The organism is Macrococcus capreoli, assembly GCF_025628935.1.
GTDB lineage: Bacteria > Bacillota > Bacilli > Staphylococcales > Staphylococcaceae > Macrococcoides > Macrococcoides capreoli.
This window is the reverse complement of the sequence record NZ_JAOTIS010000001.1, coordinates 151712-164988: the sequence shown is the minus strand read 5'-3', so window position 1 is coordinate 164988 and position 13277 is coordinate 151712. Positions and strand designations below refer to the sequence as shown.

Below are 13277 nucleotides of genomic sequence, written 5' to 3'. Positions count from 1 at the left end.
TTTTTTATGATTTGATAAACAGTATTAAGAGACCAATAACTGGCCTCTTAATCCAAAATGACTTTATATTGTTCATTCATATTATACTGCACAGCTAGTACATTCTTCTACACTTAATAATTTATTACGTGTATAGTATAAAGATTTTAAACCTTTATGGTGTGCATAAACATAAAGTCTAGATAATTCTCTCGTAGAAATATCAGAGTTAACAAAAAGTATCGTTGAAATCCCTTGATCCACATGTTCCTGTATCGTCGCAATTAAATCGATTAATTTCATTTGGTTCGTATTGAATGCTGATTTATAGAACCACATCGTTTCCGGAGATAAGAATGGCATCGGGTAGAATGTTTCTGCATTGCCGTATGTTCTACGCTCAATTTGATCAACTATCGGCATCACTGAACTTGTTGCATTTTGTACATATGAAATACTTTGCGTCGGTGCGATGGCTAAGCGATATGCATGGAAAAGACCATTTTTCATTACCGCTTCTTTTAAGTTTGACCAGTCTGCTTGTGTTGGAATCGTCATCCCTTCAAATAATACTTTCACTTTATCTGAAGTTGGTGTGTAATCTGTCGTTTCATATTTCTCGAAATACTTGCCTGATGCATAATCAGATTGTTCGAAATCAGCATAACGTTCATTGCGTTCAACCGCAATCTGCATAGAGCGTTCGATTGAATAATAGTTCATCATCATGAAGAATGTTGCTGCAAATTCCTTCGCTTCTTCACTTTCGTAACCAATCTTATTCTTCGCTAAGTATCCATGTAAGTTCATTACGCCCAGTCCAACTGAATGTAATTCACGGTTTGCTTTTGCAACGCCTGGTGCATTCTTAATATCTGCTGCATCACTTACCGTAGTCAATGCATCCATTCCGATATGGACAGATTCCTGAAACTTCTTAGATTCCATTACATTAACGATATTAAGTGATCCTAAGTTACATGAAATATCACGTTTAATTTCGTCATCTGTGCCGTAATCGTTAATCACTGATGTCTCTTGTAACTGGAAGATTTCCGTACATAAGTTACTCATTTTAATTTGTCCGATATTTGAGTTTGCGTGAACTTTGTTGGCATTATCTTTAAACATTAAATATGGATAGCCTGATTGCAATTGTGTTTGTGCAATTAAATTAAGCATTTCACGTGCGTCTTTTGACTTCTTCATAATATTTGGATTATTCACTAGCTCATCATACATTTCATCGATGTTTAAGTCATCTAACGTAATACCATATTCACGTTCTACAGTATGAGGCGCAAACATAAAGAATGCTTTACCTTCTTTTGCTAAATCGAAGAACTTAGAAGGCACGATTAATCCCGTAGAAATCGTTGATAATCTTAAATCTTCATCCGCATTTACTTTCTTCGTATCTAAAAATTCTAATACATCGTAGTGGAAGATATTTAAATAAACAGCACCTGCACCAGGACGTTGACCTAATTGATCGGCATAGCTGAAGCCACCTTCTAACGCTTTCGCTACAGGTAATACACCTTTCGCTACACCTTTAATGCCTTTAATCGCTTCACCACGCGCACGCAATTTAGATAAATTGATGGCTACCCCACCACCAATCTTTGATAATTGCTTCGCAGTAGAATCGATATAGTTGATTGAGTTTAAGCTATCATCCACTTCCAGTAAGAAACAAGAGACTAATTCTCCACGGCGTGCTCGACCTGCATTTAAGAATGTCGGTGTTGCTGGTTGATAGCGTTGTTCGATCATTGCTGAAACAAGTTGCTTCGCTTTCTCTTTATCACCTTTTGCTAAATAAAGCGCCACAATCACTACGTGTTGCTTATAGTCTTCTAAATATTGCTTCTTATCATTCGTCTTTAAAGCGTAATCTTTAAAGAATTTACTCGCTGACATATAGCTCGCAAATTTAAATGGAATACTGTCAGCATAGTGAATAATGTCTAATAAATCTAATTCTGTATATTCTTCAAATAAATTATAATAGAAATCTTGATCCACTAAGAAATGAAGACGTTCAAGCGGTGAATCAAAATGAATTGTATAGTCATGAATTTCCTCTAAGTATACCGCTAACGCTTCCTGATCTTTGTCAATATCAAAGAATCCATCTTCGCGTCGCTTTGTTACCTGATTATTTAATTCAATATGTCTGTACTGTTTCTCTTCTACTGTTTTCATTACATTTTTCCACCTTTTCATTGAATAATTCAACATCTCGTTTGTTACCATGTAGTTCAAACTTCATTAACAACGGCACGTGATACGTTGTGCTGATAATATCTCCCGCTTTTGCAAAGTTCTGCCCCCAATTGCGGTTTCCACTCGCTACTACTGCAAATAAATGTTGATGATAGCTTTCTAAAAATTGAGAGACCACATCCGGCACTTGTCCAAAGCCAATTGTTCCTGTGACGATGATAAAAGGCTCTGACACTCCTTGTGCCATTGCAGTTTCCAGAGGGATAACATGGGGTTGTTCTGACTTATGAATAAAACGGCGTACATTACCTGTTAAAGAATAATAAACGATTAACATGTACTTCACTCCCGGACCATAAGGAATGTTTTTAAGATTAACCTTACGCATTTTTTATATGTATAATGTGTCGTAAATTTCTCTTTTTTGTTTAAAATTATCTTGTGTCTCTCATAAGATATAACACAAGATGTAGTGGTGTTGAAATTAAACACACACAAGATATACGAATAATTATAGCACTTAATATTTCCATTTCAATTAGAACAACTCTAAATTTTTTTTATTTTCCGTATTGACTTTTTCTTCGTTTTTCTTACCTATTGATATGACTAGTTTGAGCGAACTTGAAATTTTGTAACGTACTCAAAGAAATTAAATTCTTCATCTGAGAATTGAAAAATATTCTAATGCATGGTATAAACATAACTTATGTTAAGATGAAGATACATTATTTTATAACGTAAGAAAGGATTCCTATGGATAATAAACTCAAAGGTATTATATGGCTCTTAATTGCTTCACTCGGCTTCAGTTTAATGGGGTTATTCGTCAAATTGTCAGGTGATTTACCCGTCGTTCAAAAATCATTATTTCGAAATATCGTCGGTATGATCCTCCCGCTTTATTTTGTATATCGTTACAAGACGAAGTTATTTGGAAGTTTAAACAATCAACCTGTATTGATGATGCGAAGTTTATTCGGTTTAACCGGTGTACTGCTCAACTACTATACGATTGATAAGATGATCTTAAGTGATGCAGATATGCTGAATAAACTCAGTCCATTTTTCACGATAATTTTTTGCGCACTCTTCCTGAAAGAACATATTAAACGCTATCAAATGATTAGCATGATTATCGCTTTTTGTGGTGCGTTGTTCATTATTAAACCCAGTTTCTCATCGGATATGCACATCGCGCTGATTGGTGTCGCTGGTGCCATCTTTGCTGCTCTTGCATACACGACACTAAGAGTGCTCGGCTCAAAAGAACAATTTTATACAACCGTATTTTATTTCTCATTTTTTTCAACGCTTGTTCTTATACCTTTAACGTACTTTCAATACGTTCCGATGACCGGCACCCAAATTGTATATTTACTGTTATCAGGTGTATTTGCCACGCTCGGACAATTCGGGTTGACGATAGCCTATCAACATGCCGCAGCGAAAGATATATCTATCTTCTTTTATTCAACTGTACTCTTTAGCGCAGTGATTGGCTTTATTACTTTTCAGGAAACGCCTGATTTATTAAGCTTTGCAGGTTATATCATTATCTTTAGCGCAAGCTACTATATGTTCCAGCGTGCGCGCACAGTATAACATTCACAAATCTTGTATAATACATTATAATGAAATAATTAAAATTGACGGAGGTGCCTCATGGCTGGCAGACAAAAAGATGAATTACAAGATATTACACTACTCGGCAATCAAAACAATAAATATTTATATGAATACGATCCAGGCATTTTAGAGTCGTTTGATAATAAACATCAAGGTAGAGATTATTTTGTGAAATTTAACTGCCCTGAATTTACAAGCCTTTGCCCGATTACAGGTCAACCTGATTTCGCAGCAATATACATCAGTTATATTCCAAATGTTAAAATGGTCGAATCAAAATCACTTAAATTATATTTATTTAGTTTTAGAAATCATGGTGATTTCCACGAAGACTGCATGAATATTATTATGAATGATTTAATCGCATTAATGGATCCGCATTACATCGAAGTTTGGGGCAAATTTACGCCACGTGGTGGTATTTCAATTGATCCGTATACAAATTATGGTCGACCAGGAACGAAATATGAAGAGATGGCACACTACCGATTAATGAACCACGATTTATATCCTGAAACGATTACAAATCGTTAATCTATATACGTATGAACAAATACCTCTTTTGGGGTATTTTTTTATTAAAATTTGAATTGTCTTAATATTTAAATAAGTGTATTATATATAAATAGTTTTATTTTTTATATTTTAAGTATCATTGATACGCAAGGGGGAAAAGGGTATGGCGCAACACACACGCGATGAAGTTGTGAACAGTATGCCGAGAACTGGGTTCTTCGGTCATCCTAAAGGTTTATTTACATTAATGGTAACAGAGTTCTGGGAACGCTTTAGTTACTATGGTATGAAAGCAATTTTAGTGTATTATCTTTATTATTCTGTGAAAGATGGCGGTTTTGGATTACCGGATGCACTTGCGATGCAAATTGTATCGATATATGGTGCATTAATTTATATGAGTGGTGTCATCGGGGGATGGCTTGCTGACCGTTTCATTGGTACTCGAAAGTCCATTTTCTATGGTGCCATCTTAATCATGATTGGACATATTCTCTTATCATTACCGAATAATTTCAATTTATTATTAGCGGCTTTATTATTTATCATATTAGGTACAGGGTTATTGAAACCCAATATTTCATCTAACGTCGGTGAACTATACCATAAGAATGATCCGAAAGTAGATGCTGCATTTACACTATTCGTTATGTCTATTAACTTAGGTGCATTTATTTCGCCACTATTTGTAGGATGGTTACAAGAAAATGTCGGTTTCCATGCTGGGTTCATGGTTGCTGCAATTGGGATGTTCTGTGGTTTAGTTGTTTATGTACTTCGTGCTAAACCAACGCTCGGGTTATCAGGTTTAGATGTTCCAAACCCAGTTACACCTGAAGAAAAGAATAAAACAATCATCACTGTCAGCATTATTGTTGCTATTGTTGCTGCATATTTCGGTATTGGTAAAGCAACAGACAGTTTATCGTTAGCAAGCTTTATGAATGTCGTATCAATTGTCGGTATCGTATTACCGTTCTTCTATTTTATTAATATGTTTATCTCTAAAAAAGCAACAGCAGATGAGAAAGCACGTGTTGGCGCATATATTCCACTATTCCTAGCAGCAGTTGCCTTCTGGAGTATCCAGGAGCAAGGATCAACTGTACTTGCAACATTTGCAGATAAGAATACACAATTAAACATGGGCGTCCTGACAAACGGTGCGATTGATTTCAAAATTCCAGCAGCTTGGTTCCAATCATTAAATCCATTATTTATTGTGACATTAGCGCCAGTATTCGCATGGTTATGGGTGAAATTAGGACGCTTCAATCCACCTACCGTTGTAAAGTTTAGTATTGCATTATTTTTAGCTGCATTAAGTTATTTAATTATGGTCTATCCACTAACACACGGTGGCCACTTAATGAACCCAGTGTGGCTCGTATTAAGTTATTTACTCGTAACGATGGCGGAGTTATGTTTATCGCCTGTCGGACTTGCAACAACGACTAAATTAGCACCACAAGCCTTTACATCACAAATGATGAGTGTATGGTTCCTGGCTAATACTGTGGCACAAATCGTTAATGCGCAACTGGTGAATTATTATGATTCAGTTGAAAAGTATCAATATTTCAGTCATATCGGCCTTGTAACTTTAGCATTTGCTGTCGTGCTATTTGTCATCAGTCCATTTATGAAGAAATTTATGCGTGGTATTCATTAATATTACTTTTGAGGTATACCTTTTTAAGGGATACCTCTTTTTTTATACCAATAAACTTTTACACTTTATGATGGCAACACGTATTGCTTACTATAATATTGTTACAAACCGTTGAACGAAAATAGTTTTGAAAATTCCGACTATTAATTCTCATATTGATTGTCTAAAATTTAATGGTAAAATAATATTCTGAAATAATATAAATTTTCGAAATATTTATAAATCGAAAGGGTGGAAGAGATGAAGTATACAAGAGAAGAAATGGTCGAAAGTGTTCCACAAACGGGATTCTTCGGTCATCCTAAGGGGTTAGGAATTCTATTCTTCGTAGAGTTCTGGGAACGTTTTAGTTATTATGGTATGAGAGCAATCTTAGTGTACTATATGTACGATACGATTGCGAACGGTGGTCTTGGTATGGACAAGACAGCTGCAGCAAGTATTGGATCAATGTACGGTGCATTAATCTTTATGACAGGTATTTTAGGTGGTTGGTTAGCGGACCGTGTGTTAGGTTCTAGACGTGCCCTATTATACGGGGCAACTTTAATTATGTTTGGACATATCGCAATGAGTTTACCGTTCGGTGTGCCAGCATTTTTAGCGTCAATGTTCTTAATTATCGTAGGATCAGGTTTAATGAAGCCGAACATTTCAAACGTTCTTGGTGGTTTATACCATAAGAACGACAACCGTATGGACGCTGGATTCGTAATTTTCTATATGTCAGTTAACATGGGTGCATTCGTGTCACCATTAGTTGTTGGGGCGTTACAAAAGAACTATAACTACCATATCGGATTTTTAGCTGCGGCTATTGGTATGGCACTTGCTTTAATTGCGTATGTTATATTCAATAGAAAAGCATTAGGTTTAGTTGGGGTTGAACCAACACATTTACTTGAAGGTGAAGAAAAGAAAAAATACGCAAGAATTTTCTCAATTGCTATTTTAGCTTTAATCGTTATCATTGCTGTTGGTATTGCAACAGGTTTATTAACATTTAATACGTTTTCATTTATTGTAACGATTTTAGGTATTGTATTACCGATTATTTACTGGACAACAATGTATCGCAGTAAAGATGTAACAGATGTAGAAAGATCACGTTTAATTGCTTATATTCCATTATTCTTAGCGAGTGTCATGTTCTGGTCTATTCAAGAGCAAGGTGCAAATACGTTAGCGATCTTCGCAGATGAATATACACAACTTGATTTAAATAAAGTATTCGGTATTAATTTCATGATTCCAGCAGCGTGGTTCCAATCATTAAATCCATTTTTCGTTGTATTATTAGCGCCAGTTATTTCAGCGTTATGGTCGAAGCTTGGTAAACACAATCCGTCAACGCCAATTAAATTTGCAATTGGTATTTTAATGGCTGGTATTAGTTTCTTAATCATGGTGTTACCTGCACATTCAGCAAGTGCATCACACTTAATTAACCCAATGTGGTTAGTTGCATCATTCTTAATTTGTGTAATTGGTGAGTTATGTTTATCACCTACAGGATCAGCAACGTCAGTTAAATTAGCACCTGTTGCCTTTAACTCACAAATGCTAAGTTTATGGTTCTTATCTAATGCAACTGCACAAGGATTAAATGCACAGCTTGTGAAGTTAATTGAGCCACTTGGTTATGCGAATTACTTCTTATTTATCGGTGCATTATCAATTATGTTATGTGTTGTTATTTTCTTATTAAGCCGTTTTATTTCTAAGAAGATGCAAGGCATTCACTAATCTTTATTAACAATTACAGCACTCGGGACAATCGTCCTGAGTGCTTTTTTATTTGATTAATCCAATTTAAAACGGGAATAGTACAATTAAAACAAACTAGAAAGAAAGCTGGAGGATAATATGCAGAAGTTTAAATCAGGCATACTCTTTTACCATGATAAAGCCGGGCAAGGTGATGTTCATCAAATTATTGGCGAAGTGAGTAAACATTTAACGCAGTTAATAGACCAATTAACCCTTTATCGCAGTACAGAACAAGGTGAAATTTATGATTATTTAACGCACAATGAGACTCAATTTGATATTTATTTAATACTGGGTGGTGATGGAACTGTCCATGAATTAATGAACGGTATGATTGATGGTAATCATCATGTACCGATTGGCATATTACCTGGTGGGACTTTTAACGATTTCACGAAGACACTTCAGTTAAACCCTAACCCGGTTAAAGCAGCACAGCAACTCTTAGCAGCTGAAGTAAAGTATTATGATGTCATGAAGACGAATGATCGTTATGCGCTTAACTTTGCGGGACTTGGGCTTATTGTTGAAAATTCAAATAGCGTGAACCCGGATACGAAAAGTAAAATCGGGAAATTTAGTTATTTATTCTCGACGATTAAAAATGTGACTAACCCTACTTTCTTCAAATATCACGTTGATGTTGACGGACAAACACATGAAGGTGAATCATCTATGATTATTGTGGCGAACGGTGCATTCGTTGGCGGCAATAAAATACCGCTCATTGAATTATCACCGAATGACGGGAAACTGAATGTATTTATCTTCAAAGAAAGCGGACTGAAGTTGTTTACTGAAATGATTGCGATGAAGTCTGAAATTAATTGGAATGAAATCAGTCAGAATATCGAGCATATTGCTGGAGAACAAATAAAAATTACAACAGATGAAACAATGGATGTTGATGTTGATGGAGAAATTGATTTGTCTACACCACTACACGTGAGCATCGTACCAAGTCAACTAAAAATATTAACAGCAACCGATCGATTAGTGATAAACGAAGAAAAGTAAGTGGGATGTATCAACAATAAGTTCGCAATACTCGGGTGTATTGCGAACTAAATCACTACATAACATATGATTACTTTGATTTCTTACCACTATAAACACAAAAAGTTCGCAATACTCGGGTGTATTGCGAACTAAATCACTACATAACATATGATTACTTTGATTTCTTACCACTATAAACACAAAAAGTTCGCAATACTCGGGTGTATTGCGAACTTATTCTTTGCATGCGTCTAAACGCTCATTCGATAGCCTTCTCACTAATCTTCAAAAAAGTATTGTTCTACTTCCAGCCAGCTTTTCACACGGTCAAATTCTTTAATACTTTGATTATGCACAGCATCAAATATTATCCCTGTACCTTTAAATGCTGTGAGTTGTCTCGGATTATCATCTATTAAATAATCTGTCCCAACAACGCCTTTATTCCCACAGAAAATAAAATGTTGCGGGTCTAAAAATGGAAAGTGTTCACGTAGCCATTCATATTTCGCATCGAACGATGTCGGTACATCCATCGCCGCTGTCGCGATATACACATCAAAATGTTGATTAAGTCGCTCAACAACTCGAATCGCATCAGGTAACACTTCTAAATCTCTAAAAAATGAACGATCTAACAATAAATCATCCAGTTTGTCCACGTGTTCTGGATATTCAGTTCGTAATTTTTTCTCATATAAATCTTCTTTCTTAATATCCATCCCGGTACGTTCATTAAACTGAAAAATAACTTTCTTCAGTGTATCTGCTAACACTTCATCCATATCAATCGCAATTGACTTCTTCATCTCTGCACCTCTTCTTATTATTCTCTAACATTTCTTATTTCTATTATAATTCAACCTACAAAAAAAGCTAAACGATACGATTACCGTCTAGCTTATTTATTATAAAATTTGTACTACCCGAAATATTCGGTTAACGCTGCATCAATCTTATGATTATCCTGCTCTGTACCAATCGTCACACGTACTCCATTTGGCATCGGTCTTGAAATAACCCCATGACTTATCAATGTATCAAATAGCGCTTGTGGTTCATTTGTCTTAATAAATATAAAGTTAGTCTGACTCGGATAAAAATGTTTACTATAAGGTTGTGCAAACAACCATTCTCGTGCTGATTGATTGTGTCTTACATAATTTTGTAAGTATGCTTGATCTGCTAATGCAGTGCTTGCTGCCAGCTGTGACAAAGTCGTCACATTAAATGGTAGTTTCACTTTATTAAATTCTGATACATACGCTTTCGATGTCAGTGCATACCCAATCCGCATTGCTGCTAATCCATATGCTTTAGAGAACGTACGTAACACGATAATATTAGGAAATGCCTTTAACAGCTGTAAACTATCCGGAAAATCAGTTGCATCAACGAACTCAAAATAAGCTTCATCAAGTACTACAGGTATTGATTCCGGCACTTGATTTAAAAATGTTCTTAATTCTGTTTCATTTACATACGTTCCTGTCGGATTATTAGGATTACATATCCAGATTAATTTTGTCTTCTCGCTTATCGCCTGACTCATTGATACTAAATCATACTTACCTTCTTTTAAAGGAATCTTTGTTAACGTCGTATTTTCAATTAAAGCATGCGTTGCATATTGAACAAACGTGGACTCACTAGTAATCACTTCACCATAGGGTTCAAGAATCGCTCTGGAAATCATCATAATGACTTCATCTAATCCCGCCCCAACGAGTATTTGTTCTGATGGTAATCCGTAAAATTCCGATAGTTCTGATTTTAAATATGTTGCTTCAGGATCAGGATAGTAATTAAAACCATCCAGTGCTGCACTTAACTTCGCTTTCACTTGAGGCGTTGGTCCAAACGGATGCTCATTACTTGCTAAACGACTAAATGATCCTGTAAATCCTGTTTTACGTTTTAACGCTTCTTCTGACAAACCTGCTGAATAAACTTGTAGTGTTTTTAATTGTGGTTTCATCGCTGTTCCTACTTTCTATTTTTTTGTCAGTACAATGATTTTCACTAAATTTCGCCCGACTGATTATTTAATCAGTTTTTCTTTCTTTAAATACGCTTTTGCAACACTTTCTGGTGATTGATTTTCATATGCAACCGCATAGTTCATCGCCTGCATTTCTTCATCTGAAATCTTTCCTGCTAATTGATTCAATGCTTTCACAACTTCAGGATGAGCTTTAATCGTTTCATTCTTTAATAAAGGCGCTCCTTGATAAGGCGGGAATAAATGTTTATCATCTTTCAATACAACCATATCATATTTCTTAAGTTCAGCATCTGTTGAATATGCATCAATTAAATCAATTTTACCTTGTTCAACCGCCTGATATCTAATTTTAGGTTCCATCGTTTTTACATGGTCAATCGAAATACCATATTGTTTTTGAATCCCTTTATAACCATCCATCCGATCATTAAATTCTAACGTAAAACCAGCTTTTATTGTAGATTTCACTTTTTGAAGGTCGCTGATTGTCTTCAAATTATTTTGCTCCGCAAACGATCTTTTCACCGCTAAGGCATACGTATTATTGTATTGCATTGGCTTTAATAATGACATTTGATACTTTTGATTAATGCTATTGTTCGCTTGCTTGTACACTTGCTGTTCTGTCGTATATTTCGGATCTTCTTTCGTAATCTCGCCTAATACTGTCCCTGTAAATTCTAAATAGCCATCGATATTATCTGATTTCAAGGCATTAAATAAAAACGTCGTCTTACCCATGCCAGGTGCTACTTCAACTTTTACGTCTGTCTTATCCTCTATGATTAATTTATACATATTTGTAATGATTTCTGGCTCTGTACCGAGTTTACCGGCAAACTTCATTTGATTATCCTTCTGGAATAATAGTGGCCAAATAGCTACGATTAGAAATGATAATAATAACAGTCCGGTTACCATCATCATCTTGCGATAGCTTAATTTCTCCATGCGTTTCAATATGAAATCAAATATCAATGCTAATATTGCTGCCGGAATTGCACCAAGTAATAATATATTCATATTATTACGATCAATACCGAGTAAAATTAAATCTCCTAATCCACCAGCACCAATGAACGCTGCAAGTGTTGCAGTGCCGATAATTAATACCATTGCCGTACGAATCCCTGCCATTATAACCGGCATCGCAATTGGGATTTCAACATTTTTCAGTTGGCGGAAAGTATTCATTCCTATACCTTGAGCCGCTTCTTTTAACGATGGATCAACTTCTTTAATCCCTGTATATGTATTTCTTAATATCGGTAACAATGCATAAATTACGAGCGCAATAATTGCAGGTACACGACCAATCCCAAATATCGGAATCATCAAACCAAGTAGCGCTAAAGATGGGATTGTTTGCATGATTGCTGCAATATTAATAACAGGTTCTGCAATCTTCGTATGGCGTGATAACCAAATGCCTAATGGTATCGCAATCAATGTCGCGATTAATAATGCGATAAATGAAATTTGTATATGCTCAAAGAGTGTTTGAGCTAATTCCCATTTACGATCTTGTAATGTTTCAATAAATGACTGCATTATTTCGCCTCCTGACTGAGACGCGCAAATACTTTATCACGAGAAATGATACCAATAACATTACCGGATTCATTCACTGCAACATGCTCATGTTGACTTAACATACGAAAGACTTCTTTAGAACTCGCTTGCGCATCAATTGACGCTGTCGTTGCATAATTGATAGCAGTATCCATATAATTACGTGCAAATAATGTATTCATCATCGCATCTCCCATAAATGACTTAACGAAATCATTATTCGGTTGATTAATGAACGATTCCGGAGTACCGATTTGCTCTATTTGACCTTTGTTCATTAAACAGATGCGATCGCCAAGTTTCATCGCCTCAGCAATATCGTGTGTTACAAAGACAATCGTTTTATGAATTTCTGATTGCAGTCGGATTAGATCATCCTGCAACTTCTCACGAGATAATGGATCGAGCGCACTAAACGGTTCATCCATAAGTATTACCGGAGGATCTGCCATTAATGCACGTACAACACCAACACGTTGTTGTTGACCACCCGAAAGTTCACTTGGATAACGGTACATAAACTCTTCTGCAGGTAATCCTACCATGTTCAGTAAATGTACTGCTTGTTCTTCAATGCGTTGTTTCGACCATTGCTTCATCAATGGCACCTGGCTAATATTCTCTTTAATTGTCATGTGGGGAAATAGCGCGATTTGTTGTAATACATAGCCAATATCCCAGCGCATTTCATCCAGTTTATAATCGCTGACGGGTTTCCCTTTAAAATAAATAAATCCTTTAGAAAGTGGTATCAATCGATTAATCATCTTTAAAGTCGTTGTTTTACCACTTCCTGAAGGACCAATTAATACAAAGAATTCGCCTTCTTTAATTTCAAAAGAGATATTATTCACAGCGATTTTCTCATTATATTGTTTTGTCACATTTTCGAAACGTATCATACGC

At 35.6% G+C, this 13277-nt stretch carries 11 protein-coding genes; 5 read left to right on the top strand and 6 right to left on the bottom strand.

Features of this window, described 5'->3' with window-relative positions:
* Window positions 1–81 precede the first annotated feature (81 nt).
* Entirely contained in the window at window positions 82–2187 is a 2106-nt protein-coding gene (gene nrdE, locus OCL94_RS00835; protein ID WP_262993592.1) for a class 1b ribonucleoside-diphosphate reductase subunit alpha, read from the bottom strand.
* Complete coding sequence (gene nrdI, locus OCL94_RS00830; RefSeq protein WP_262993590.1) at window positions 2150–2545, bottom strand: class Ib ribonucleoside-diphosphate reductase assembly flavoprotein NrdI; 396 nt, start codon at window positions 2543–2545, stop codon at window positions 2150–2152. The genes nrdE and nrdI overlap by 38 nt, the downstream gene beginning before the upstream one ends.
* 419 nt (window positions 2546–2964) lie before the next feature.
* Here nrdI and OCL94_RS00825 point away from each other — a divergent pair, with 419 nt between their 5' ends.
* The 5 genes from OCL94_RS00825 (at window position 2965) to OCL94_RS00805 (ending at window position 8812) form a co-directional block, all read left to right on the top strand.
* The gene (locus OCL94_RS00825; protein ID WP_262993588.1) at window positions 2965–3813 is read left to right on the top strand and encodes a DMT family transporter; all 849 of its coding nucleotides are present in this window, start codon (window positions 2965–2967) and stop codon (window positions 3811–3813) included.
* 60 nt (window positions 3814–3873) lie between these two features.
* A complete protein-coding gene (queF, locus tag OCL94_RS00820; protein ID WP_262993586.1) occupies window positions 3874–4371 on the top strand; it encodes a preQ(1) synthase in 498 nt (165 codons plus the stop codon).
* 145 nt (window positions 4372–4516) lie between these two features.
* Window positions 4517–6025 carry a peptide MFS transporter gene (locus OCL94_RS00815; protein ID WP_262993584.1) on the top strand — a complete coding sequence of 503 codons (1509 nt, stop codon included), beginning with the start codon at window positions 4517–4519 and terminating at the stop codon, window positions 6023–6025.
* Window positions 6026–6265: 240 nt separating this feature from the next.
* Entirely contained in the window at window positions 6266–7771 is a 1506-nt protein-coding gene (locus OCL94_RS00810; RefSeq protein WP_262993582.1) for a peptide MFS transporter, read from the top strand.
* 120 nt (window positions 7772–7891) lie between these two features.
* Window positions 7892–8812 carry a diacylglycerol/lipid kinase family protein gene (locus OCL94_RS00805; protein WP_262993580.1) on the top strand — a complete coding sequence of 307 codons (921 nt, stop codon included), beginning with the start codon at window positions 7892–7894 and terminating at the stop codon, window positions 8810–8812.
* Window positions 8813–9072: 260 nt separating this feature from the next.
* On the opposite strand, the gene OCL94_RS00800 is transcribed toward OCL94_RS00805, so the two are convergent.
* The 4 genes from OCL94_RS00800 to OCL94_RS00785 form a co-directional block, all read right to left on the bottom strand.
* Window positions 9073–9603: a 5' nucleotidase, NT5C type gene (locus OCL94_RS00800; protein WP_262993578.1), complete on the bottom strand. Its 531-nt coding sequence runs from the start codon at window positions 9601–9603 to the stop codon at window positions 9073–9075.
* A 113-nt stretch (window positions 9604–9716) separates the two neighbouring features.
* Window positions 9717–10772 (bottom strand): histidinol-phosphate transaminase, encoded by a 1056-nt coding sequence (gene hisC, locus OCL94_RS00795; RefSeq protein WP_262993576.1) that lies wholly within the window; start codon window positions 10770–10772, stop codon window positions 9717–9719.
* 63 nt (window positions 10773–10835) lie between these two features.
* Complete coding sequence (locus OCL94_RS00790; protein WP_262993574.1) at window positions 10836–12350, bottom strand: ABC transporter permease/substrate-binding protein; 1515 nt, start codon at window positions 12348–12350, stop codon at window positions 10836–10838.
* Window positions 12350–13273, bottom strand: coding sequence for an ABC transporter ATP-binding protein (locus OCL94_RS00785; RefSeq protein WP_262993572.1), 924 nt, complete (start codon window positions 13271–13273; stop codon window positions 12350–12352). The genes OCL94_RS00790 and OCL94_RS00785 overlap by 1 nt, the downstream gene beginning before the upstream one ends.
* Between the last annotated feature and the right edge of the window lie 4 nt (window positions 13274–13277).

Bases quoted from the DNA above. Each gene is read 5' to 3' on its own strand.
- nrdI (WP_262993590.1), bottom strand. From the start codon at position 2,545: ATGTTAATCGTTTATTATTCTTTAACAGGTAATGTACGCCGTTTTATT.
- queF (WP_262993586.1), top strand. From the start codon at position 3,874: ATGGCTGGCAGACAAAAAGATGAATTACAAGATATTACACTACTCGGC.
- OCL94_RS00810 (WP_262993582.1), top strand. From the start codon at position 6,266: ATGAAGTATACAAGAGAAGAAATGGTCGAAAGTGTTCCACAAACGGGA.
- OCL94_RS00790 (WP_262993574.1), bottom strand. From the start codon at position 12,350: ATGCAGTCATTTATTGAAACATTACAAGATCGTAAATGGGAATTAGCT.
- OCL94_RS00800 (WP_262993578.1), bottom strand. From the start codon at position 9,603: ATGAAGAAGTCAATTGCGATTGATATGGATGAAGTGTTAGCAGATACA.
- hisC (WP_262993576.1), bottom strand. From the start codon at position 10,772: ATGAAACCACAATTAAAAACACTACAAGTTTATTCAGCAGGTTTGTCA.
- nrdE (WP_262993592.1), bottom strand. From the start codon at position 2,187: ATGAAAACAGTAGAAGAGAAACAGTACAGACATATTGAATTAAATAAT.
- OCL94_RS00825 (WP_262993588.1), top strand. From the start codon at position 2,965: ATGGATAATAAACTCAAAGGTATTATATGGCTCTTAATTGCTTCACTC.
- OCL94_RS00815 (WP_262993584.1), top strand. From the start codon at position 4,517: ATGGCGCAACACACACGCGATGAAGTTGTGAACAGTATGCCGAGAACT.
- OCL94_RS00785 (WP_262993572.1), bottom strand. From the start codon at position 13,273: ATGATACGTTTCGAAAATGTGACAAAACAATATAATGAGAAAATCGCT.
- OCL94_RS00805 (WP_262993580.1), top strand. From the start codon at position 7,892: ATGCAGAAGTTTAAATCAGGCATACTCTTTTACCATGATAAAGCCGGG.